The organism is Asticcacaulis sp., assembly GCF_035497195.1.
In the GTDB taxonomy this organism is placed as follows: Bacteria; Pseudomonadota; Alphaproteobacteria; order Caulobacterales; family Caulobacteraceae; genus Asticcacaulis.
Window position 1 is genome coordinate 246,139 of sequence record NZ_DATJDZ010000031.1, and the last position, 21,876, is coordinate 268,014.

Genomic DNA, 21,876 nt, shown 5'->3' on the forward strand with positions numbered 1-21,876 from the left:
AGGAGACGTTCGTGTTCGCAACTCCCGCCTTTGCCCAGGCTGCCGGCGCCGCCCCCGCTGCTGGTGGTGACCTTCTCACCATGCTGCCGATGATGCTCATCCTCTTCGGAGCGATGTACTTCTTCATGATCCGTCCGCAAAGCCAGCGCGCCAAGCAGCACAAGACGATGATCACCAACCTGAAGCGCAATGACACGGTTGTCCTGTCTTCCGGCCTGATCGGTAAGGTCACCCGCGTCGAAGACGCCGAAATCATGGTGGAAGTCGCTACCGGCGTGAACGTGCGAGTGGTGAAATCCATGATCGCCGAAGTCCGCGTCAAGGGCGAACCGGCCCCGGCCAACGATTCCAAGGCTAACGCCACCAAAAGCTAAGCCCTTACTTTCCTTGCAGTTTCAAGACCGAGCATCCCGATCATGATCAATTTATCCCGCTGGAAGGTAGGGCTGGTAGTTGTTGCCCTCCTTCTGGGCATTCTATTTTCCTTGCCCAACTTCCTCCCGGCCAGTGTGCGGGATCAGGTAAAGGGTTTCATGCCGACCCAGGTGCTCAACTTGGGGCTTGACCTGCAAGGCGGCTCTTATCTGTTGATGGAAGTTGATACCGATGATCTGGTGAAGACCAAGATCAACAGTGTCACGGAAGAAGTTCGGGCGCGTCTCGGCGAAAAGTCGATCGCCTTTTCGGCGCTTACGGCCTCAGGCACCACAGTCAGTGTCCGTATCACCGATCCGGCGGCCGTCAATAGCGCTTACAGCACGCTGGCCCGTCTGGCGACGCCTCTGCCTAAGAACGCCGCGGTCAACGACATGAATGTCCAGCGCGGCAACGATCAGACGATTACCCTGACCCTGACGCAGGAAGGCATCCGCTCGACCTCAGCCGGCGCGGTGGAAACCTCGATCGAAGTCATCCGCAAGCGGATCGATAGCCTTGGCACCAAGGAACCGTCGATCAGCCGTCAGGGCATCAACCGCATCGTCATCGAAGCGCCGGGTGAGAGTGATCCTGAACAGTTGAAGCGCATCATCGGCCGTACCGCCAAGCTGACCTTCCAGATGGTCGATGAAACCGTCAGCCCCTCCGATATCGCAGCCGGTCGTATTCCGCCAGGCTCCGAAGCGCTGATGGATGACAGCACCGGCCAATCGCTTGTCGTGCGCAAAGCCATCCTGGTCGCCGGCGGCAGCCTGACCCGCGCCAACGTCGGCGTCGATCAGTACCAACGCCCGGCCATCGACTTCGCCTTTAACGGCGAGGGGGCCAAGGCCTTCGGTGAGGCCACATCGCGTAATATCGGCAAACGCTTCGCCATTATTCTTGACGGGCATATCGTGTCCGCGCCGACCATTCAGGGCGCCATTACCGGTGGCACCGGTCAGATCACCGGCTCCTTCACCCATGAAGAAGCCTCCGAAGTGGTCAATGTGCTGAAAAGCGGCGCGTTGCCGGCCAAGCTGAACTTTGAAAGCCAGCGCACCGTCGGCGCCGAACTGGGGGCGGACGCGGTTCATGCCGGCATGATCTCGACCATCATCGCCTTCATCACCATCGTTGTCTTCATGTTCCTGGCCTATGGCTTCGTCTTCGGCGGCGTCTCCATCGCCGCCCTGCTGGTCAATCTGGTGCTGATCGTCGCCGCGATGACCTTCTTCCAGGCCACCCTGACGCTGCCCGGCGTCGCCGGCCTGATCCTCAGCCTCGCGGTGGCCGTTGACGCCAACGTGCTGATCTATGAGCGCATCCGTGACGAAGAACGCAGCGGGCACAAGCCCATCGCCGCGCTCGATGTCGGTTTCTCGCGCGCCCTGGTCTCGATCCTGGACGCCAACATCACCTCGCTGATCTCGGCGCTCATCATGTTCGTCTTTGGCGCCGGTCCGGTGCGCGGCTTCGCCTGGACGCTGATGATCGGTGTCTTCACCTCCGTCTTTTCGGCCATCCTGGTCAGCCAGGTCCTGCTCGGTTGGTGGTATCGCGCCACCAAGCCCAAAAAACTTCCGATTTAAGGTTCCAAGCCCATGCACTGGCCACTGATCAAAAACCTGCCGACCGAATTCCATTTCCGCTTTACGAAATATGCGCCGGTCGCCGCCGTCATCTCCGGGCTTGCCATCCTGGCCACCGTCGTGGTGCTGTTCACGCATGGCCTGAACCTCGGCACCGATTTCGCCGGCGGTAACGTGCTGGAAGTCGAGACGCCCGCCGCCGCCGACCTGGGGAACCTGCGCGCCCGCATGACCACATTCGGGGCGGAAGACGCCTCGGTCCAGGCCTTCGGCAGCGCCCGCGACGTCATCATCAAGTTCAAGCTGAGCGAGCAGCAGCAAAACAACGACGGTGTCGAGGCGGTGAAATCCAAGCTCGCCGCCGCCGTGCCCGGCATCACTTTCAAGCGCACCGAAGTCGTTGGCCCCAAGGTCTCGGCTGAATTGCTGCGCTCCGGTTTCCTGGCGCTTGGCGCGGCCCTGCTGCTGATGCTGGTCTATATCTGGATACGGTTCCCGTCGGGTCTGCAATTCGGTTCGGGCGCCGTTATCGCCGTGCTGCACGATGTCGCCCTGACCGTCGGCATGATGGCTTTCCTGCAAATCGAATTCACCATGACCTCGATCGCCGCGCTGTTGACCGTCATCGGTTATTCGATGAACGAAAAGGTCATTACCTTTGACCGGCTGCGCGAAAACCTGCGCAAGTTCAAGAAGACGCCGCTGGCCGACATTATCAACCTGTCGGAAAACGAACGTCTGTCGCGGACCATCATCACCGGTTCGACGGCTGTTCTCGCTTTGGCGGGCATGTTGTTCCTTGGTGGCCCGGCCCTGTTCCCGCTGGTGTTCGCTATGGTCTTCGGCATCCTGATCGGCACCTATTCGTCGATCTACGTCGCCCTGCCGATCATCCTGATCTGGGGCGTCAACCGTAATGACCCGGATGCCGAAGTCGTCGATTTGGGCGGTTTCAAAGACGGCAAGAAACCGAAGCAAATGCCGTAAGGCTTTAAACGGCCTCCGCATCGGAGGCCGTTTTGCTTTGCGGGTCAGGTTCGCATAAGGTGCGACTCACTTCAATCAACGACAGGGGCGCGTCATGGCTGGTTTTTTAAGTAATCTTCGCAATGTGATGATCGTCAGTTTGTTGCTGGCGATCGTGGTCATGGTCGGGTTCGGCATCCATTCGCCGGGCGGTTTTGACGCCATTTTCCTGACGGCGGTATTGCGCTGGGCGCATGTCCTGAGCGGCGTGCTGTGGGTGGGCCTGCTCTATTATTTCAACTTCGTGCAGATCCGCGTCATGCCTGATATTCCGGCTGAGCTTAAACCGGCGGTCAGCAAATATATCGCGCCCGAAGCCCTGTTCTGGTTCCGCTATTCGGCGCTGTTCACGGTCGTCTTCGGGCTGGCCCTGGCGTGGCTGCGTGGCTATATCGTTCAGGCCCTGAGCTTTGGCATCGTGACGCCTGGCGCTGGCGGCTATGTGTTTGGCTTCGACAAGGCCAATGCCCAGTTCATCTTTATCGGCGTCGGCATGTGGCTGGCCCTGATCATGTTCATGAATGTCTGGCACGCCATCTGGCCGGCGCAAAAGATCGCCCTGGGCCTGCGTGAAGGCTTCACGCCGGAACAAAAGGCTGCCGCTGCGAAAAAGGCGATGGTGTTCAGCCGTATCAATACGCTGTTGTCGCTGCCGATGTTGGCGTCGATGGCCATGTATCAGACTCTTTTTGGATAAATTCGCGTGACGTCCTCTGAATTACTGCCGAAGTCCGAGGACGTTCGTCTTTCCTGCGCTTTCATTCCGGACGCTGAAAAGCGTGGTGAAGTGCTGGTCCTGTTCGCCTTTCTCGAAATCCTGCGTGATATTCCCGAGCGGACGACCGACCCGCTGATGGGCGAAATCCGGCTGCGCTGGTGGTATGAAGCCATTGAGGAAATCGAACAGGGGCGTGCGGTGCGTTATCACCCCCTGACAGAAGCCTTGAAGGCAATGATTGCCACCCATGATCTATCGCCAAAGGATTTTCTCGATTTGATCGAAGGCCAGATGCCTCTGCTCGATAAGGGCGCTCTGAGGATCAAGGACGCGCTTGGCGTGGTCGATCGCGGTGAGGCCCCTTTGTTCCGCATGGCCGCAAACATATTGGGCGAGGCCGCGGACCTGACCGATATCGCGCGCCTTCATGGCATGACGCGGATCAAGGCGACGCGCGGATTAAGCGATGCCGGCGAGGTGGAGTTTGCGCATCTGAAACGCGAGGCGCAAAAGGCGGCGAAAAATCTGTCCGCGTCGCTTATGCCCTTGGCCTTGCCGTCGTCGCTGGCCGATATCTACTGGCATGGCCGTGTGCCGGGACCGCTGACCAAGCGCTTTCGCCTTTTCTGGTCGTTCGTGACCGGCCGTATCTAGTCTTTCTTCTTGCCCCACGACGGAAGCTTTTTCAGCACATCGTCAAATGGCTTTTCGGTCACAATGACCGGCGGCGGCACGGCAATATTGACCGGCTTTTCCGGATAGGCGCGCCAGCCGGACTGGATCAGTTCATTGAAACCCTGGCACTTCGGCATGACCCTGACCGCACCGGTGCGCGGCTTGGGGAAGGGCGCAAGCTGTTTGGCGTCCTGATGCGCCGGATCGATAAACTGCCAGTCCCCGGCTAATCCGTAGCCCGCCTGACCGCCAACGTGGACAGCATTATAGGCGATGCGCGCCTGGAATTCGGGGACACCGTACTTGATCATGGCGCGATAGAAGATGCCGTCGGCCACGTCGCGCTTGCCGGGTTCGCCAATGGTATAGAGCCAGTCGTGGATGATCGCTGCGCGGGCGGTCGGGCCTTGCGGGTCGATCACGCTCTGGCCATACCACGGCACCGAGGCGAAGTCGGTGACGTACCATTTCGGCACCACGATCACCATGCCGGTGCCGGGGTCGCAATAGGGGAACTCAGCGTTCAGCGTAAAGAGCTTGCGGCCCTGTTTGGTCTGGTTGAACAGCATGATCGGCAGCGGCGTCAGAGAACTGGGGAAGACGGGCGCCGCCACCGGCACATAGACGGTTTCGGTCGTCTTTGTCGTGGCGCAGCCAGCGAGGACGAACAGGGCGGCGAGAGCGGAAAGTTTCAACGAACGCAAGGTTATATCCTGATCCTCTAACCGTTTTATACTCGACTAATCCGAAATTCAGGCCATATTTAGCCAGGCCTGCAAATCCTGCAAGGCGCGCAGTGACATCAGGCGTTTTTTTGCGCGGCCACGTTCCTTCAGGGGGATTTTCTGGCCCGCTTCATCAACTTTCGGCGCTTCCAGTTGCGGCAGCAGGCCGTAATTGATGTTCATCGGCTGGAACGATCCGCCTTCCAGATGGCCGATGGTGATGTGGTTGAGCAGGGCGCCCAAGGCGGTGGTTTCAGGCGGAGCAGAAAGCGTTCGGCCCAATGCCTGTGCCGCGGCGAAGCGACCGGCCAGCATACCGATGGCAGCGCTTTCGACATAGCCTTCCACGCCGGTGATCTGTCCGGCGAAGCGCGCTGCCGGATGTGATTTGAGACGCAGTTCGCGATCGAGAATTTTCGGCGACTGGATGAAGGTATTGCGGTGCAGACCGCCCAAGCGGGCGAACTGGGCGTTTTCCAAGCCGGGGATCATGCGGAAGACATCGGCCTGCGCACCGTGTTTCAGCTTGGTCTGGAAGCCGACCATATTATACAGCGTTCCCAGGGCGTTATCCTGCCTGAGCTGAATAATCGCATGAGCCTTGACGGTCGGGTTATGCGGGTTGGTCAGGCCGACCGGCTTCATCGGGCCATAGCGCAGGGTTTCGCGGCCGCGCTCAGCCATCACCTCGATCGGCAGGCAGCCGTCGAAATAGGGCACATGCTCCCAGTCTTTGAATTCGGCTTTCGGGCCATCGAGCAGGGCGTCGATAAAGGCTTCATACTGAGCCTTATCCATCGGGCAGTTGATATAGGCCGCCGCATCGCCGCCGGGACCTTCCTTGTCGTAGCGCGATTGCTTCCAGGCCTTCGACATATCGATGGAATCGTAATGGATGATCGGCGCAATGGCGTCGAAGAAACTCAGTTGACCTTCGCCGGAAACATCGAGCACGAATTGCGACAGGGCCTCTGAGGTGAGGGGGCCTGTGGCGACCACGACATTTTCCCAGTCCTTGTCGGCCAGGGTGGTGACTTCCTCGCGGATGATGGTCATCAGCGGATGACTGGCCAGGGTTTCGGTGACCGCCGCGCTGAAATTGTCGCGGTCCATGGCCAGGGCGCCGCCGGCCGGCACCTGATGCTTGTCGGCGCAGGCCAGGATCAGCGAATTCGACCGGCGCATTTCCTCATGCAGCAGGCCTACGGCATTGAACTGCCAGTCATCCGAGCGGAACGAATTGGAGCAGACCAGTTCGGCCAGACCGTCGGTATGGTGGGCGTTGGTGGTGATCGGCTCGCCATTGCGTGTGCCGCCACGCATTTCGTGCAGGATGACCGGAACGCCGGCCTGAATGAGTTGCCAGCAAGCTTCGGAGCCGGCGAGGCCGCCACCGATTACGTGAACAGGAGAGGGAGAATGTGTCATGGTGTGGCGCTATAGCAAGGGCGGATGGGAAATGCGACGGTATTAACGAAATAAGCTTTTAAAGCGAATGGATTTGTTTCTAAGTCACGATTGGCCTGAAATGACGGGACGGGCCATAGCGGGGGTAATATGCGTGCGGATTTTTCAGTGACGAAGGCTTTGAAGGCCGCCGTGGCGTTTCTGCCGCGGGCGTGGGCGGGCGCATGGCTGGCGCTGATCCCGATGTTCGTTGTCCTCGCCGGTGGGCCTCTGCTGCTGGCCGGTCATCAACTGCCACTGATGTTCGCGCCGCTCGTTCTCATTTTCAGCCTGTTGCTTCTAAAGCTTATCTCGCAGGGCGCGCTCTACCGTATCGCACTGTTCGGCAAGGACGCCAAATCGGAAGGGCTGGGCTTCGGCGGTTTGCAGATCGCGCGGCCCGAACTGCGCCTGCTCCTCGCTTCTCTGATCGTTGCAGCCTTTGTCATGCTTATTGCGGTGGCGCTTTTCCTTGTCTTCGCCGTCGCGCTCAGCCTGTCGGGGTTGGCGGCGGGCTATGACAATTCCGTGGCGGCGGTCTGCGCCATATGGCGACGCCACAGCGGGGCCGATTACGTTTTCATCGTCTATATCATCGCGGCGACCGTATTCCTGATTTTCGTGGCGCTGAAATTCGCCCTCATGCCGGCTGCCAATATCGGCAGCCGTAAACTGGTGACGCTGAATGTTCTGGGCTTAAGCACCGGCAATGTCGGCAAGCTGTTTATCGGGCTGATAACGATTATATTGCCGTTTGCGCTTGTCTGTGGTCTGGCCGTGCATCATTTTGGTCATGCCAGCGCTTTTATATCGCTTCATAGCGCTTTGCTTGCATTGAGTATTTTTGGGCTTTTCCCGCTGATTGTCGGATTTTTGGCGTCTGCCTATAGGCAGATCATGGCGATCAGGTCTAAATAGGCCGTCCGCGAACGTGCGGGCGGCTGAGATCCGTGTATGAACCTGACGTTCGATTTTGCCTTCGAGGGCTTCCGTATCATTCGTGAACGGCCGAAACTGATTGCCTTCTGGGGCGCGATCACCCTGTTCGGTTACGGTGTCATGAGCCTGATCATGGTGCAGGTGGCCGGGCCGGAACTGGTCGCCTTCAATACGATGGTTGTTAATAGCTCGACCATGGCCGCGCCCAAGTTCGACCAGGCCTATATGGCTCAAATGACGCAGCAGATATTGCTGGCCGGTGTCTTCTGCCTGCCGGTCTACCTGCTTATGACCTCGGTTCTGGTTTGCGCCATCTGCCGGGTGTCGCTGGGGGAAACCAATGATCGTCTGGGTTTCCTGGCGTTTGGCGTGCAGGAAGTGCGGATGATCGCCGTGCGCGCGGCTACCCTGGCCCTGCTGATGGGGCTTTTTGCCGGCATATGCGTTGTTGGCGGAATTATCGGGCTATTGGCCAGCGGCGCCAGTCCCCAGGCCGCAACCGGTGTGCAGACCCTGAGCGTTATCGTGGGATTTGGTACGGCGGCCTGGCTGGGGCTGCGCCTGTCGCTCAACGGCGCGCAGAGCTTTGAGACGCGGCGTATGGACATTCTCGGCAGTTTCGCCATGACCAATGAACGGTTCTGGTCGCTTTTCACCGGTTACGCCACCGCTATGGCCCTGGCGGTCGTGGTGCGGTTCCTGTGTGACAAGATCATCGAAGCCGTGCAGGTTCTCAGTCTGGGCCTGAAAGTGACGGGGGACATGATCATGCCCGACCTGACCAATCTGACGACTTTTCTGACGCCGGCCTCGGTCATCGCGCTGGTGCTGACATTCGCCTTCGTGGCGCCCCTGATGGCGGCGATACAGCTTGGCGCGCCGGTGGCGGCCTATCGCGCCCTGAGAGGCAAGGTCAAGCCGCAAAAAGTCGAGGAAAAGGCCGCCGGCTAATTCGTGCCAGCCAGGCGGAAAAAGTCGCGGTTATTGCGCGCCTGTAGCGGGCGGGCATTTGGCCCGATCAGGCGCTGGAAGGCGTCGGCCTGTTCGGCGCTGATCGTCATGGGCGCGCTGTAAACCATCCACGTCACCTCTTCGCTACAGGGCGGCGTGGTCAGCGAACCGGAATAGACATAGAAATCCTGAGTGCCGGGCATCAGGTCCTGCGCATTGATCAGCAGGTCGGCCAGCGGCACCGGTTGGCCCGGATCGGACGGCAGGTAGGTCCACAGCGAACCGAGCATCGGATCGGCCACACCGATATCGTACAACACCGCGACAATGACCGTATGGCCCTTATCATCGACGTGGATAAACTGGCTTTCCAGGGTCGAATGATGGCCATTGATGGCGTGTTCGCTGGGGCTGTGGAATTCGACTGACTTCAACGCATATTTGGCGCCATCCACTTCGAGATCACCGCCATTCGCCGGCACGACACGCACCGTCTTGCCGGTGTTCTGAATGGTGGCGGTCACTGAATTATAGTTCAGCAGAATATGTGAAAACTGCATTTTCGGCTGGCCAACGATATCGACCGGCGATTGCCGCTGACCAGTGCCGCAGATCGCCGAGGCGCCGCCGAGTTGCGCCCAGTGATCCGGTCCGGTATCGCCGTCATAGGTCCATTTGGACACAGGCGAACCGCCATGCACCTGCTCAGCGCCCGTCGGCGCATGGGCGTCCTTCTTGCCCGAACAGGCGACAAGCGACAGGGCCAGCAGGCTGACTATTAGGGCGAGGGGGGCGCGACTCAAGCTTTTCATGCCCCCACAGTGCCGAAAAAGGGTTAATGGAGATTAAGCGCGCTCCCCTTTGAGGCGAACTATTCCGCCGGTTCGAGGTGGCGCTTTTTGTGCTTGGCCAACATCCCCTTGAGATACTTGCCGGTCCAGCTCTTGTCGTTGGCCGCGACCTGTTCCGGCGTACCGTAAGCCACGATCTCGCCACCGCCATCGCCGCCTTCCGGACCGAAATCGAGCAGCCAGTCAGCCGTCTTGATGACGTCGAGATTGTGCTCGATGACGACGACGGTGTTGCCACTGTCGGTCAGTTCGTGCAGCACTTCCAGCAGCTTGCGGGTATCCTCAAAGTGCAGGCCGGTGGTCGGCTCATCAAGAATATACAGCGTCTTGCCGGTGGCGCGTTTGGACAGTTCCTTGCTGAGCTTGACGCGCTGGGCCTCGCCGCCGGAAAGCGTCGTCGCCTGCTGGCCGATCTTGATATAGCCGAGGCCGACGCGCTTGAGGGTTTCCAGCTTGTCGCGGATGGTCGGCACCGCCTTGAAGGTCTCCGCGCCTTCCTCGACCGTCATATCCAGCACGTCGGCGATGGAATGGCCTTTGAACGAGATATCGAGGGTCTCGCGGTTGTAGCGCTTGCCCTTGCAGACATCGCAGGTGACGTAGACGTCGGGCAGGAAGTGCATCTCGATCTTGATCAGGCCATCGCCCGAACAGGCTTCGCAGCGGCCGCCCTTGACGTTAAACGAGAAGCGGCCGGGGCCATAGCCGCGCGCCTTTGATTCCGGGAGGCCGCAATACCAGTCACGGATTGGGCCGAAAGCGCCGGTGTAGGTGGCGGGGTTGGAGCGCGGGGTGCGGCCGATCGGTGACTGGTCGATCTCGACAATCTTGTCGAAGAATTCCAGGCCCTCGATCTTGTCATGCGGTGCCGGGTGGGCCGAGGCATTGTTCAGACGGCGGGCGGCAGCCTTGTAAAGCGTCTCCAGCGTGAAGGTCGATTTTCCACCGCCGGAAACACCGGTGATACAGGTCATCACCCCGACCGGAATTTCAGCCGTCACATTTTTGAGATTGTTGCCGCGGGCGCCGATCACCTTCAACATCTTCTTCTTGTTGATCGGGCGGCGCTGGTCATTGTGACCTGAGCCATAGAACAGCGGGATTTCGCGTTTGCCGGTCAGGTACTGGCCTGTGAGGGAGTTTGGATTCGCCTTGATATCAGCCGGCACCCCTTGAGCGATAATCTCACCGCCATGCACGCCAGCCGCCGGCCCCATGTCGATGACGTAATCGGCTTGCAGGATGGCGTCTTCGTCATGCTCGACCACCAACACCGAATTGCCAAGGTCGCGCAGACCCTTGAGGCTGACCAACAAGCGGTCATTGTCGCGTTGATGTAAGCCGATCGACGGTTCATCCAATACATAAAGAACACCCGTCAGGCCGGAACCGATCTGTGACGCCAGACGGATGCGCTGGCTTTCGCCCCCGGACAGGGTGCCGGAATTACGCGACAGGTTGAGATAATCCAGACCTACATCATTAAGAAAACGCAGCCGGTCCTTGATTTCTTTCAGGATTCTACGAGCGATTTCCTGCGATTGCGGTGTCAGTTTATCCTCGACCGTGGAGAACCATTCATGCGCCTTGCGAATGGACAGGCCGGAAATCTGCGAGATATTCTTGGCGTCGATCTTGACCGCCAGGGCTTCCGGCTTGAGGCGCGCGCCGCCGCAGGCTTCGCAGGGCGTTTCCGACTGATAGCGGGCCAGGTCTTCGCGCACCCATGACGAATCGGTTTCGCGCCAGCGCCGGTCCATATTGGGGATGACGCCCTCGAACACCTTGGTGACATCGTAGCGGCGATTGCCATCTTCGTAGGTGAACTTGATCTTCTGGCCATCCGAGCCGTGCAGGATAACGTTCTGCACCGCTTCGTCCAGCTTCTGCCACGGCGTATCCATCTTGAAGCCATAGTGCAGGCTGAGGGCTTGCAAGGTCTGGGCGTAGAGTGGCGAAGGGCCTTTAGACCACGGCGCGATGGCGCCGCCGGTCAGCGACAGTTTCGGGTCGGCGACGATCATCTCCTTGTCGAAGGCCAGCTTGACGCCGAGGCCATCACAGGTCGGGCAGGCGCCATAGGGATTGTTGAACGAGAAAAGACGCGGCTCGATCTCGGTGATGGTGAAACCAGAAACCGGGCAGGCGAATTTTTCCGAAAAGATAATGCGCTTCGGTTCAGTATCGCCCTCTTCCAGATCGGCGTGTTCGGCAATGGCGAGACCGTCAGCCAGGCGCAGCGCTGTTTCCAGCGAGTCGGCCAGACGCGCCATGATGCCGGATTTGACCACCACACGGTCGATCACCACGTCGATGTCGTGCTTGAACTTCTTGTCGAGTTTCGGCGCCTCTTCAATGGGATAGTACTCGCCGTTAATCTTAAGCCTCTGGAAGCCCTGACGCTGGAGATCGGCGATTTCTTTCTTATATTCGCCTTTGCGGCCGCGCACGAAGGGGGCCAGCAGCAACAGGCGTGTCCCTTCCGGCAGGGCCATGATCTTGTCGACCATCTGCGAAATGGTCTGACTCTCGATCGGGAGACCGGTGGCGGGCGAATAGGGGATGCCAACGCGCGCCCACAACAGGCGCATATAGTCGTGGATTTCGGTGACCGTGCCGACGGTTGAGCGCGGATTTTTCGAAGTTGTCTTCTGCTCGATGGAAATAGCCGGCGACAGGCCTTCGATCAGGTCGACATCGGGCTTGGACATCAGCTCGAGGAATTGCCGGGCATAGGCCGACAGCGATTCGACATAGCGGCGCTGGCCCTCGGCATAGATGGTATCAAAAGCGAGCGAGGATTTCCCCGAACCCGACAGGCCGGTCAGGACGACAAGCTGGCCGCGCGGAATATCGACATCCACGCCCTTGAGATTGTGCTCACGGGCGCCGCGAACCTTGATAAAGTCCTGATCGAAAGGCTTCGCCATACGCGCATATCCTCAATATTTGGAACAGGGGAGTATATAGAGGCTTTGCCGCGATTTGCCAGAGGTGCGCAAGAACAATTTGGCAACATTAATCAATTGGCGCATCAAACCCTATCGGATTTTGATACTGAACGGACAGGCTGCCCGATTTTGTCAGCATGGCCTTTTGACTCCTTCATATAAAGCGGACAAAGTACGGCCTGAATCTTTCCTCACTTTGGCGTCAGGGTGGGGCGAAAGAGGGCCGAAATCATATGCAGGCTGGTATAAACCGGATAGGCAACCAGATCGGCGACAGTATTGAACTGTGGCTGGCAGGCGTAACGGCGCGCACCAGTCACCGCTCGCGGCTGACGGGGGCCATTGTCCTGGCGTTGGGTCTGCACGGGCTTTTGTTCTGGATGCTGGTCGCCACTCATCCGGAAATCTGGAATCTCGACAGTCAGATGATCGAAGAGCCGTTCCTGCCTGCCGAGATATGGGAGGCGCCGCCGCTTCCTGAACCCGAAGTAAAACCGGAGCCTGTGCCGGTTGTCGTGCCGCGTGAGGTTCAGCAGCCGGAAACGCCGCAACCGGTCAATGAGGCCCCGCGCGAGACGGAGCAGGCGCCGCCGGCCGCCGTGCCGCAGCCGGTCGTTCAGCCGCAGCCGGTCAAGCCGATCACTGTCACCATCCCGAAGGAAAAGCCGCTTGACCTGACGGCGCCGGCCACGGTCGCCGATGCGCCGCCAAGCCCGTCGATGAGCGCGCGGGCCAAAAAGAAAGCGCAGGAAGAGCTGGATGCGAAAGCCCAGGAAGCCGTTGGCCAGGTCAGCGACCTGAACCTGCACGAAACACCAAATATCAGTGTGCCCAGCCTGCAAAAGGTCGCGCCGTCCGGGTTGGCCCCGGCCGGTGGCGGTGGGCGATTGGGCGCCATGTCGCCGCCAGCCGGGTTGCCGAGTGGCACAGGCACGCTGAAGGGCGGTCGTGGACAGGTGACGCAGGCCTTGCAGAATCACGACTGGTGCGTAGCGACCCAGAAGTCAGGCAAGCCCTTGCCAACTGATTGCGAGATGGGCGATCTAGCCAGCCAGAAAGCGATGGGGCCGAAGCCTGACGCCGGCTTGCAGGCGGCCGTGGCGAAGAAGGACAAGACGCTGCGCTACAAGACCTCTGCCGGCAACGACGCCTACTGGAACCGCGTCACCCATGTGCCGACCGCCGCCGACCAGCGTGATCAGGCGCCGCAACCGGGCGCCTATTCCAATGCAAAGGACCAGCGCAATATGGGCAATGGTGGCGGCACGGCCGATCCGAAAGATCAGTAATCAGGCCTTCTTGCCGAAATTCAGCGATTGTGGACCGGTATCGAGTGTGCGGCCCTTGGCGCCGTAAGGCGAAGTCTGTTTGCGGCGGCTGTTCAGGTCGTCGGCCACGGCGCTGATAATGCCTTCGGTGATCGTCTTGGCGGCGTTGACGGCCAGTTCGTACTTGTGCAGGCGGTCCTGGAACAGTTCGGTCGCTTCACGCAGGGTCTTCTTGTCGGCGGGACTCAGGCCTTCCAGCAGGCTGGGATCGGCCTTGATACGCATCGATTCATGACGATAGAGGTTCGACAGGTTGCGTGTTTCTTCGATGCCCTCGAAAATATCCTGTGGCCGCCGGGCGAGCAGGCTGGCGGTTTCGGCCACAAGGCGTTCGCCCAGACGACCGGTCAGGGCGATCAGTTGCCGGGCGCGTTCGGTGACGTTGGCGGCGGCGAGGGCCATCAGGCAACTCCCTTTTCCTGTAATTTCAATAACTGACTCTGCATCATGTCGGAGATACCGATGCCGCCGCGCTTGGCCATCTGGCCGGCCATAGCGCCGACATAGAAGGAACGCATTGTTTCCTCGGCATGACCGCCGCCGAATGGGCCATCGGTTTGCAATCCCTCGAACATGGGGGAGAGGAGGTTGGTCAGGCACATGGTCTCGAAATCGAGACCGAGCTTGGCGTTGCTTTTGCCGGTTTTGCCGGTCATGGCCGCTGTCGCCTGACTCTGCTGGGCGGTTGCTGCCTGGCTTTGCGCGGTTTGCAGGGTGAGGAGAGCGCTTGAGTCCATTACATCACCTGAATGTCGGCTTGAAGCGCGCCGGCGGCTTTGATGGACTGCAATATGGCGATCATGTCGCGCGGCGTCACACCGAGAGCGTTGAGGCCGGCTACCAGATCGGACAGTGAAGAACCGCCGCCAAGCTGGATCAGCTTCTTGCCCTTTTCCTCGTCGATGCTCACCGTGCTTGACGGAATGATGGCCGTCTGACCCTGTGAGAAGGGGGCAGGCTGGCTGACGCCGGGTTGTTCATCGACGCGGATGGTGAGGTTGCCCTGGGCGATGGCGACGCGCGAGATGCGGACATTCTCGCCCATGACGATGACGCCGTTGACCTCATCAATCACCACCTTGGCCGGGGTGTCGACCTCGACATTTATTGGCTCGACCAGGGTTATAAAGTCCATCATGGTCATGCCGGCGGGTGGCTTGATGGCGACGATGGAAGGGTTTTCCGCAATAGCCGTGCCGGGGTATTGACTGGAAATGGCATCGGCGATGCGGCGCGAGGTGGCGAAATCGGGATTGTGCAGAGTGAGGCGCAGGAACGGCATGGAATTGAAGTTGAACGCCGTTTCGCGTTCGATCGTGCCGCCCGAAGCGATGCGTCCAGCGGTGGGCACCCCCCTGGTGACCGACGAACCCGACGCGCCGCCGGCTGATACCGAACCAGTCTGGACAGTGCCCTGCGCCACGGCATAGGCTTCGCCATCGGCGCCGAGGAGGGGGGTAACGAGCAGGGTGCCGCCGAGCAGGCTTTTGGCGTCGCCCATGGCCGAGACCGTGACATCGATACGTGAACCAGAGGCGCCGAAAGGCGTCAACTCGGCGGTGACCATGACGGCGGCGGCGTTCTTGGTATTGAGCTGGGCGTCACGGATATTAACGCCCATACGCTCCATCATGCTTTCCATCGATTGCTTGAGCATGGGGGAGTTGCGGACCGTATCGCCAGTGCCGTTGAGGCCCATAACGATGCCGTAACCGATCAACTGGTTTGTACGCACGCCTTCGACATCCACAATGTCCTTGATGCGCGAGCCGGCCATAGCTGGGCTGTACAGCATCATCCCGACGAGAGCGGTGGCGCAGAAGGCGGTTTTCAGTTTCGACAGCAGCATGAATTTACCCGTTAACCATAACTATCGGTCTGTTTGCGAAATCCGTGCCACGAATCGGTGGCATTTTTTTTATATATATCAGTGCGTTGGCGCGGCGCTTCCGGGGTGTTTATGTCAACGGGAAAATTATGCCGGGGCGTTAAGGCTTCGCTTACCCGAAGGCGGCAATAATGGCCGTGTCGTCAAGACTGGCAAAAGCCGGTTTTCGCCAGGCGCTCTGAGGGGCTTGGCGGAAGAGAAGAAACTGCACGGCGTTTCAATATATAATGTGTGTGGATTCGAGACAGGTCTAATCATGACGTTCAGGATCAATTCGGTTACCGGCGCGGTCGTAAGCGGCAGTAGCAGCGTAAAAAAGGCCGGGGGCGGTTTTTCACTGTCCGGCAGTGACGGCGCGGCGAAATCCGCGGCGATGGCCGAGACCTCGGCTACCTTCGGTATGATGGGCATCGATGCCTTGATGGCCTTGCAGGGTGAGGAAGACGTGCTGACCGGCCGCCGCCGCCGTCAGATCAAACGGTCGCATGACATTCTTGATGCTCTGGATGATATCAAGGTCAGCGTGCTTTCCGGCGATATAGACGATGAAGCCCTGATCCGCCTGCAATCGATGATCGCGCTCCAGCGCGAAGAGATCGAGGACGACCGCCTGCAAGGTGTCCTCAACGAGATCGAGACCCGTGCCTGCGTCGAACTGGCCAAGCGCCGGTTGATGTAATTCTGCGATCGCATCCGGCGGCTCACGGCATAATTAAAGCACGGCCGCGTAAAATCGCTTCACAGGTTAATCATAGCCCTTTATAAGCCGCGCAATCGCGCTGCCATGTCCGGCGGGAAGGGCGGCGGCGACTGGTATTGTTTTTGCTGTTTAGGGATCGCGGTGTCCAGCCTTAAGACACCGGGACCATGCGTCGATCAACAGGGGTGTCAAAGCGAATGTCTGCCGTACAAGTTCCGGAACAATACCGTCCGACTGAAGACGAAGAATATATGAATACCCGCCAGTTGGCCTATTTCCGCGCAAAGCTTAACGGCTGGAAGGATGAAATCCTGAAAGGCGCCAAGGAAACGGTCAACATCATGCAGAAAGAGACGGAAAATCATCCGGATCTGGTGGACCGCGCCTCGTCGGAATCCGACCGCGCTCTTGAATTGCGCACACGCGATCGCCAGCGCAAGCTAATCAGCAAGATCGACGAAGCCATTTCCCGCATCGATGACGGGTCTTACGGTTTCTGCGAAGAGACCGGTGAACCGATTGGCTTAGGCCGTCTCGAAGCCCGCCCGACGGCGACGCTCTCCATCGAAGCCCAGGAACGCCACGAGCGTTCCGAGCGCGTCCACCGCGATGACTGACAAGAGCGCCGGACTGACCGGCGCTTTTTTTATGTCCCGTACCTGACGGTCGGCATGAGATAGGCCGTTATCTCTGGCGCTGGGCGGCCTATCAGGTAGCCTTGCGCTTCGCCGCAATTGAGCGCTTTCAAGGCATCCATCTGCGCTTCGGTTTCGACGCCTTCGGCCGTGATGAGTACACCGAGCGACTGCGCCATATCAGTGATGGCACGGACGATCGACAGGGCGTTCTTGTCGTGCGGCAAGTCGCGGACAAACGACTGGTCGATCTTGATCTTGTCGAACGGGAAGGTGCGCAGATAGCTTAAGGACGAATAGCCGGTGCCGAAATCGTCCATGGCGATACGGACGCCCAGGGCACGGATGGCATTGAGGATAGCGAGATTGTGCGTTTCGTCTTCGAGGATGACGCTTTCGGTGATTTCAAGCTCCAGGCGCGTGGCCGGCAGGCCGGACGTTTTCAATGCCTTCTTTACCAGATTGACCAGTGATTTGTGACGGAACTGGAGCGGCGAGATATTGACCGCCACGCGCCAGTTCTGCGGCCACAAGGCGGCTGTCTGCGTGGCTTTGTTCAGTACCCATTCGCCAAGTTGTCCGATCAGGCCGCACTCCTCGGCCAGCGGAATGAATTCGCCCGGCGATACCAGGCCGCGAACCGGATGATGCCAGCGCAACAGGGCTTCAAATGAGACGACGTGACCGGTGTCGAGATTAAGCAGGGGCTGATAATAGAGCTGGAACTGATTGCCGGCGAGCGCCAGTTTCAGGTCGTGTTCCATCTCGATGCGGCCCTGGAGTTGGGCATCCATTTCCGGCCGATAGACACACCAGCCGTTACGGCCCTCCGCCTTGACGCGATACATGGCGAGGTCGGCGCGTGACAGCAGATTGTTGGCGTCCATGCCATCTGATGGCGCCAGGGCGATGCCGATGCTGACGCCGATGTCCAGAGCCGTTTCATTGATCACGATCGGCAGTTTCATCGCGTCGACGATCCGGCCCGCCAAAAACTGGGCGTCTTCGGCGCTTTCGATATCCTGGATGATGGTGAATTCATCGCCGCCCATGCGCGCGATAATATCGCTCTTGCGCACACAGCCACGCAGGCGCTCGGCCACTTCGGTCAGCAACTGGTCGCCGGTCATATGGCCATAGGAATCGTTGATCGCCTTGAAGCGGTCGAGATCGAGGCAGAGCAGGGCGACCTTGCGATCAAGGCGCTGGACGCGGCTGAGGGCGGCATCCATTTCGCGGGTAAAAAGGGCGCGGTTGGCGAGACCGGTGAGCGGATCATAATGCGCCAGATGGGCGATACGGGCTTCCGCCTGCTTTTGTTCGGTCAGATCCGTGCCAAGAGTCAGGATGCAGTCGGCGTCACCGGAAGGGGTGCGCAGAACGGTTTTCTTGAGCTGAATGATACGCTGGCGGCCGTGGGTATCGGTAAGGTGCTCTTCCTTAAGCATGATGGCGTCCTCGCTTTGCAGGGCCATCTGGTCGTAGGTATTGTAGAGCGCGGCGCGTTCGGCGGTCATGAAGTCCCCGCTCGTCAGTCCGACCACTGTGTCATGCGATACGCCGAGCATGTCTTCGCCGACGCTGTTGAGCAGGACGATCTTCTGATCGGTGGCGTTTTTCACCAATACCATGGCCGGGATATTCTGGATGACCATGTTGAGGAAGGTCTGGTGGCGCTGAGATTCGCTACCGAGCCGGATCAGGTCGTTGGTCATTTCCTGTTGACGGCCCAGGGACTGATGCAGATCGGCGCTGATCGCCTTAAGCACCGAAAGCGATGTGCCGACACCGGCGTAGCGGCCGTCGTGGGTGGCGATAAAGCCGCGCATCAGTTCCGAGGGGCGCTCGCTGAGCGTCGTCCGGGTAAAATCGCGCAACGGCGTGGCGGTATCGACCAGTAGCGGCGTCGGGTCCATCAGGGTAGTGACGGGCTTGTTACCGTAAAGGGCGCGGCCATATTCGGCGGCCATAGTCAGGTTGAAGGCATGGCGCTCGATCAGGCCAAGCACACATCCGGCATCATCGACCACGGCGATGACCATGAGATCGGACTCGTCACGGAAGGCTTCATAGAGGGTGGAGTTTTGGCATTGCGGGGAAACCGGATCGATATGATCGGTAATATCGGAAATGCACAGGGCCTTCTGCATTCAGCTACGCCTTACTTTAACGTGACACTTGACCAGCGCGATTTTGCGCCTTGGGGAGGGGGAGTAGCGGCAAGACCTTAATCAGCGCTTGATGTCATAAAAGATTGACCGGACAGTCACGGTTCCTAAGCGGCGTTTACCGTGTTTCGTATCAAGCCTTTTCAAATCAGGCGCGCGGGGGTAAGGGAAGGCTCCTTTTGCCAATGAGACTATTCCCATGACCGTCAAGGTTCGCTTTGCTCCTTCGCCCACCGGCCGTATCCATGCCGGCAATGTTCGCGCCGCGCTCGTTAACTGGCTGTTTGCGCAGAAGCATCAGGGCATCTTCGTGCTACGGATCGATGATACCGACCTGGAACGCTCGACCAGGGAAAACGAAGACCTGATAGAAACCGACCTGAAATGGCTCGGACTGGAATGGGACGAGCGCTACAATCAATCGAAGCGTTTTGATATCTACCAGAAGTGCGCCGAGGCCCTAAAGGCGGATGGTCGCCTGTACGCCTGCTATGAAACGGCCGATGAACTCGACCGCCGCCGCAAGGTACAGTTGTCGCGCGGCTTGCCGCCGATCTATGACCGCGCCGCTTTGAGCCTGACCGCCGAAGAGATCGCCGCCTTTGAAGCCGAAGGCCGCAAGCCGCACTGGCGTTTCAAGCTCGAAGGCAAGCGGGTTGCCTGGGAAGACCTGGTGCGCGGCCATTGCGAAGTCGACACCACCTCGATGTCCGATCCGGTGCTGATACGCGAGGACGGTGCTTTCCTTTATACCCTGCCGTCGGTGGTGGATGATATCGACATGAAGATCAGCCACGTTATTCGCGGCGAGGATCACGTCGCGAATACCGGTACGCAGCTTGAGATTTTCGAGGCGCTTTCGGCATTTTTCGGTGGTTCGCCGCTGCCGGTGTTTGCTCACATGCCATTGCTGGTCGGCGCCGACGGGGAGGGGCTTTCCAAGCGTCTCGGTTCAATGTCAATCTCGCAAATGCGCGACGACGGCCTGGAACCACTGGCAATTACCTCTCATCTGGCGAAAATCGGCACCTCCGATGCGCTGGAAGCCGCGCCGTCATTGCTGGCGCTGGTGGAAGGTCAGGACTTCGACAAGATGGGCCGCGCCCCGGCACGATATGATTTTGCCGATCTGATGCGTCTGAATGCGCAGGTATTGCAGGGGCTGTCTTATGCCGATGTCAAAACACGTCTGGAAGATTTCGGCGCTGATCTGGGCGAGCTATTCTGGGATACCGTCAAGCCCAATCTCCACCGCTTTGCGGAGGTCGTGTTATGGGTAAAGATCGTAGAGGGTGACATCGAGCCTATTATCAGCGATCCGGCCCTGATTGCGCGCGCGCTTGAATTGCTGCCGGCCGATTATGGCCGTGATAGCTGGAGCGTCTGGACATCGGCCATCAAGGAAACGACCGGCGCCAAGGGCCGGGCCTTGTTCATGCCGTTGCGTCTGGCCCTGACCGGGCAGGAGCACGGCCCGGATATGGGCGCGCTCAGTTTCCTTATTGGCAGATACAAAATCGCGCAGCGCCTCCAGGGTTAAACAACCGCGCCGAACAATTTGCCGATGCCGGCTGTGATACCCAGAGCGATTGCGCCCCAGAAGGTGACGCGGAAAACAGCCTTGCCCATGTTGGAGCCGCCGGCCACGGCCCCCAACGCGCCAAGCGCAGCAAGGAAGACCAGAGCGCAGACAGCGACGACCCAGACGATTGACGGTCGTGGGCTGACCCACATGGCCAGCAGCGGCAATATGGCGCCGGAGGCGAAGGTAACAGCCGAGGTTAGAGCCGCCTGAATGGGCTTGGCCTCGGTATGTTCTGAGAAGCCCAGTTCATCTCGGGCATGGGCTTTCAAGGCGTCCGTTTTCATCAGTTGCCCGGCGACCTGACGAGCCAGGGCCGGTTCAAGACCGCGACCGATATATATCTGCGTCAGTTCCTCAATCTCGGCTTCAGGAAAATCTTTCAGTTCCTGGGTTTCGCGGGCGATATCGGCGGCTTCGGTGTCGGCTTGCGAACTGACGGAGACATATTCACCCGCCGCCATGGAAAGAGAGCCAGCCACCAGGGCAGCCACGCCTGTCAGCAATATGGCGCTCTTGTCGGCGGAACTGGCCGCCACGCCGACGATCAGGCTGGCGGTCGAGATGATACCGTCATTGGCGCCGAGGACAGCTGCGCGCAGCCAGCCGATACGCGAGATGAAATGTAATTCCGAAGCCTTGTGAGAGCGCGTCATGTTATACCACCCGTCGCGTATCTATATTGACCGTGTGTGCGCCGGCGCGGGTGATGGCTGGTAAAACCGCTTCGACCGTGTCGACGCTGAGATAGGTATCGAGAAAGGCGGATGGCGTAAAGCCTTCCACTTCTGTATGACGAATAAGCGTGAAAAATGGCTCCCAATAGCCGTTTGTATTGAGGAAGATCACCGGCTTCTTGTGCAGGTCCAGCCGGCGCCAGGACATCAGTTCGATGGCCTCTTCCAGGGTGCCGACGCCGCCCGGCACCACCACGAAAGCATCGGCTTCCTCGAACATCATCATCTTGCGCTCGTGCATGTTAGCGACGATGCGCGTCTCGACCTCGTCGAAGACACTTTCGCGCGATTGCAGGAATTTCGGCATGATGCCTAAAACCTGACCGCCGGCCTCATGCACGGCGCGGGCGGTTTCGCCCATCAGGCCAACCCCGCCGCCGCCATAGACCAGCCTCAGCCCGGCGCCGGCGAGAATTTGTCCCAGATCGCGCGCCGCCTGCCGGTAAAGCGGATTACCGCCAAAGGAGGAGCCGCAATAGACGCAGACGGAACGAATGTCGGGGGGGGAGGAGGTCATAAACGGGTCAATCTTTGAAACGGGGCGACT

21 protein-coding genes are annotated in these 21,876 nt (G+C 59.4%); 11 read left to right on the forward strand and 10 right to left on the reverse strand.

The features are described from left to right. Nucleotides 1–11: 11 nt before the first annotated feature. The 5 genes from yajC (at nucleotide 12) to VL130_RS18925 (ending at nucleotide 4,407) form a co-directional block, all read left to right on the forward strand. Nucleotides 12–374, forward strand: a complete 363-nt coding sequence (yajC, locus tag VL130_RS18905) for a preprotein translocase subunit YajC (protein ID WP_325365471.1) — start codon at nucleotides 12–14, stop codon at nucleotides 372–374. 42 nt (nucleotides 375–416) lie between these two features. Beyond that, nucleotides 417–2,009, forward strand: coding sequence for a protein translocase subunit SecD (gene secD / locus VL130_RS18910; RefSeq protein WP_325365473.1), 1,593 nt, complete (start codon nucleotides 417–419; stop codon nucleotides 2,007–2,009). Between the two features lie 12 nt (nucleotides 2,010–2,021). After that, a complete protein-coding gene (gene secF, locus VL130_RS18915; RefSeq protein ID WP_325365475.1) occupies nucleotides 2,022–2,996 on the forward strand; it encodes a protein translocase subunit SecF in 975 nt (324 codons plus the stop codon). Between the two features lie 94 nt (nucleotides 2,997–3,090). Continuing rightward, nucleotides 3,091–3,732 carry a hypothetical protein gene (locus VL130_RS18920; protein WP_325365477.1) on the forward strand — a complete coding sequence of 214 codons (642 nt, stop codon included), beginning with the start codon at nucleotides 3,091–3,093 and terminating at the stop codon, nucleotides 3,730–3,732. Between the two features lie 6 nt (nucleotides 3,733–3,738). Then, nucleotides 3,739–4,407: a squalene/phytoene synthase family protein gene (locus tag VL130_RS18925; RefSeq protein WP_325365479.1), complete on the forward strand. Its 669-nt coding sequence runs from the start codon at nucleotides 3,739–3,741 to the stop codon at nucleotides 4,405–4,407. Here VL130_RS18925 and VL130_RS18930 read toward each other — a convergent pair. Both VL130_RS18930 and trmFO read right to left on the reverse strand, forming a co-directional pair. Next, a complete protein-coding gene (locus tag VL130_RS18930) occupies nucleotides 4,404–5,138 on the reverse strand; it encodes a DUF1353 domain-containing protein (protein ID WP_414636334.1) in 735 nt (244 codons plus the stop codon). The genes VL130_RS18925 and VL130_RS18930 overlap by 4 nt on opposite strands. A gap of 42 nt (nucleotides 5,139–5,180) precedes the next feature. Next, the gene (gene trmFO, locus VL130_RS18935; RefSeq protein ID WP_325365483.1) at nucleotides 5,181–6,581 is read right to left on the reverse strand and encodes a methylenetetrahydrofolate--tRNA-(uracil(54)-C(5))-methyltransferase (FADH(2)-oxidizing) TrmFO; all 1,401 of its coding nucleotides are present in this window, start codon (nucleotides 6,579–6,581) and stop codon (nucleotides 5,181–5,183) included. 147 nt (nucleotides 6,582–6,728) lie between these two features. On the opposite strand from trmFO, the gene VL130_RS18940 reads away from it, so the two are divergent. Together VL130_RS18940 and VL130_RS18945 are read left to right on the forward strand one after the other, a co-directional pair. After that, nucleotides 6,729–7,517 carry a hypothetical protein gene (locus VL130_RS18940; protein ID WP_325365485.1) on the forward strand — a complete coding sequence of 263 codons (789 nt, stop codon included), beginning with the start codon at nucleotides 6,729–6,731 and terminating at the stop codon, nucleotides 7,515–7,517. Between the two features lie 36 nt (nucleotides 7,518–7,553). Further along, nucleotides 7,554–8,489: a hypothetical protein gene (locus VL130_RS18945; RefSeq protein ID WP_325365486.1), complete on the forward strand. Its 936-nt coding sequence runs from the start codon at nucleotides 7,554–7,556 to the stop codon at nucleotides 8,487–8,489. Here the strand turns inward: VL130_RS18945 and VL130_RS18950 are convergent. Together VL130_RS18950 and uvrA are read right to left on the reverse strand one after the other, a co-directional pair. Next, on the reverse strand, nucleotides 8,486–9,301 hold the full coding sequence (locus VL130_RS18950) for a carbonic anhydrase family protein (protein WP_325365488.1): 816 nt from the start codon (nucleotides 9,299–9,301) through the stop codon (nucleotides 8,486–8,488). The genes VL130_RS18945 and VL130_RS18950 overlap by 4 nt on opposite strands. Nucleotides 9,302–9,360: 59 nt before the next feature. Continuing rightward, the gene (uvrA, locus tag VL130_RS18955; RefSeq protein ID WP_325365490.1) at nucleotides 9,361–12,270 is read right to left on the reverse strand and encodes an excinuclease ABC subunit UvrA; all 2,910 of its coding nucleotides are present in this window, start codon (nucleotides 12,268–12,270) and stop codon (nucleotides 9,361–9,363) included. Between the two features lie 254 nt (nucleotides 12,271–12,524). Here uvrA and VL130_RS18960 point away from each other — a divergent pair, with 254 nt between their 5' ends. After that, nucleotides 12,525–13,580, forward strand: a complete 1,056-nt coding sequence (locus VL130_RS18960) for a hypothetical protein (protein ID WP_325365492.1) — start codon at nucleotides 12,525–12,527, stop codon at nucleotides 13,578–13,580. On the opposite strand, the gene VL130_RS18965 is transcribed toward VL130_RS18960, so the two are convergent. From VL130_RS18965 to VL130_RS18975, 3 genes are read right to left on the reverse strand one after another with little or no spacing between them, the layout of a single operon-like run. Next, complete coding sequence (locus tag VL130_RS18965) at nucleotides 13,581–14,021, reverse strand: flagellar basal-body protein FlbY (RefSeq protein ID WP_325365494.1); 441 nt, start codon at nucleotides 14,019–14,021, stop codon at nucleotides 13,581–13,583. Then, nucleotides 14,021–14,356: a rod-binding protein gene (locus tag VL130_RS18970; protein ID WP_325365496.1), complete on the reverse strand. Its 336-nt coding sequence runs from the start codon at nucleotides 14,354–14,356 to the stop codon at nucleotides 14,021–14,023. The genes VL130_RS18965 and VL130_RS18970 overlap by 1 nt, the downstream gene beginning before the upstream one ends. After that, entirely contained in the window at nucleotides 14,356–15,417 is a 1,062-nt protein-coding gene (locus tag VL130_RS18975; protein ID WP_414636335.1) for a flagellar basal body P-ring protein FlgI, read from the reverse strand. Before VL130_RS18975 ends, VL130_RS18970 begins: the two co-directional genes overlap by 1 nt. 346 nt (nucleotides 15,418–15,763) lie before the next feature. Here VL130_RS18975 and VL130_RS18980 point away from each other — a divergent pair, with 346 nt between their 5' ends. After that, the gene (locus VL130_RS18980; RefSeq protein WP_325365500.1) at nucleotides 15,764–16,186 is read left to right on the forward strand and encodes a flagellar assembly protein FliX; all 423 of its coding nucleotides are present in this window, start codon (nucleotides 15,764–15,766) and stop codon (nucleotides 16,184–16,186) included. A gap of 218 nt (nucleotides 16,187–16,404) precedes the next feature. Continuing rightward, nucleotides 16,405–16,824 carry an RNA polymerase-binding protein DksA gene (gene dksA / locus VL130_RS18985; RefSeq protein WP_325365502.1) on the forward strand — a complete coding sequence of 140 codons (420 nt, stop codon included), beginning with the start codon at nucleotides 16,405–16,407 and terminating at the stop codon, nucleotides 16,822–16,824. 29 nt (nucleotides 16,825–16,853) lie between these two features. Here dksA and VL130_RS18990 read toward each other — a convergent pair whose 3' ends face one another. After that, entirely contained in the window at nucleotides 16,854–18,992 is a 2,139-nt protein-coding gene (locus VL130_RS18990) for a putative bifunctional diguanylate cyclase/phosphodiesterase (RefSeq protein ID WP_325365504.1), read from the reverse strand. Between the two features lie 217 nt (nucleotides 18,993–19,209). On the opposite strand from VL130_RS18990, the gene gltX reads away from it, so the two are divergent. Beyond that, on the forward strand, nucleotides 19,210–20,550 hold the full coding sequence (gene gltX, locus VL130_RS18995) for a glutamate--tRNA ligase (RefSeq protein ID WP_325365506.1): 1,341 nt from the start codon (nucleotides 19,210–19,212) through the stop codon (nucleotides 20,548–20,550). Here the strand turns inward: gltX and VL130_RS19000 are convergent. After that, on the reverse strand, nucleotides 20,547–21,248 hold the full coding sequence (locus tag VL130_RS19000; RefSeq protein ID WP_325365508.1) for a VIT family protein: 702 nt from the start codon (nucleotides 21,246–21,248) through the stop codon (nucleotides 20,547–20,549). The genes gltX and VL130_RS19000 overlap by 4 nt on opposite strands. A gap of 1 nt (nucleotide 21,249) precedes the next feature. Continuing rightward, nucleotides 21,250–21,846, reverse strand: coding sequence for a TIGR00730 family Rossman fold protein (locus VL130_RS19005; protein ID WP_325365510.1), 597 nt, complete (start codon nucleotides 21,844–21,846; stop codon nucleotides 21,250–21,252). Nucleotides 21,847–21,876: the final 30 nt, after the last annotated feature.

What these genes read in the sequence shown, in the direction of transcription:
- secD (WP_325365473.1), top strand. Translation starts at nt 417, where the DNA reads ATGATCAATTTATCCCGCTGGAAGGTAGGGCTGGTAGTTGTTGCCCTC.
- secF (WP_325365475.1), top strand. Translation starts at nt 2,022, where the DNA reads ATGCACTGGCCACTGATCAAAAACCTGCCGACCGAATTCCATTTCCGC.
- VL130_RS18920 (WP_325365477.1), top strand. Translation starts at nt 3,091, where the DNA reads ATGGCTGGTTTTTTAAGTAATCTTCGCAATGTGATGATCGTCAGTTTG.
- trmFO (WP_325365483.1), bottom strand. Translation starts at nt 6,581, where the DNA reads ATGACACATTCTCCCTCTCCTGTTCACGTAATCGGTGGCGGCCTCGCC.
- VL130_RS18945 (WP_325365486.1), top strand. Translation starts at nt 7,554, where the DNA reads ATGAACCTGACGTTCGATTTTGCCTTCGAGGGCTTCCGTATCATTCGT.
- VL130_RS18950 (WP_325365488.1), bottom strand. Translation starts at nt 9,301, where the DNA reads ATGAAAAGCTTGAGTCGCGCCCCCCTCGCCCTAATAGTCAGCCTGCTG.
- uvrA (WP_325365490.1), bottom strand. Translation starts at nt 12,270, where the DNA reads ATGGCGAAGCCTTTCGATCAGGACTTTATCAAGGTTCGCGGCGCCCGT.
- VL130_RS18960 (WP_325365492.1), top strand. Translation starts at nt 12,525, where the DNA reads ATGCAGGCTGGTATAAACCGGATAGGCAACCAGATCGGCGACAGTATT.
- VL130_RS18965 (WP_325365494.1), bottom strand. Translation starts at nt 14,021, where the DNA reads ATGGCCCTCGCCGCCGCCAACGTCACCGAACGCGCCCGGCAACTGATC.
- VL130_RS18970 (WP_325365496.1), bottom strand. Translation starts at nt 14,356, where the DNA reads ATGGACTCAAGCGCTCTCCTCACCCTGCAAACCGCGCAAAGCCAGGCA.
- VL130_RS18975 (WP_414636335.1), bottom strand. Translation starts at nt 15,417, where the DNA reads ATGATGCTGTACAGCCCAGCTATGGCCGGCTCGCGCATCAAGGACATT.
- VL130_RS18980 (WP_325365500.1), top strand. Translation starts at nt 15,764, where the DNA reads ATGACGTTCAGGATCAATTCGGTTACCGGCGCGGTCGTAAGCGGCAGT.
- dksA (WP_325365502.1), top strand. Translation starts at nt 16,405, where the DNA reads ATGTCTGCCGTACAAGTTCCGGAACAATACCGTCCGACTGAAGACGAA.
- VL130_RS18990 (WP_325365504.1), bottom strand. Translation starts at nt 18,992, where the DNA reads ATGCAGAAGGCCCTGTGCATTTCCGATATTACCGATCATATCGATCCG.
- gltX (WP_325365506.1), top strand. Translation starts at nt 19,210, where the DNA reads ATGACCGTCAAGGTTCGCTTTGCTCCTTCGCCCACCGGCCGTATCCAT.
- VL130_RS19000 (WP_325365508.1), bottom strand. Translation starts at nt 21,248, where the DNA reads ATGACGCGCTCTCACAAGGCTTCGGAATTACATTTCATCTCGCGTATC.
- VL130_RS19005 (WP_325365510.1), bottom strand. Translation starts at nt 21,846, where the DNA reads ATGACCTCCTCCCCCCCCGACATTCGTTCCGTCTGCGTCTATTGCGGC.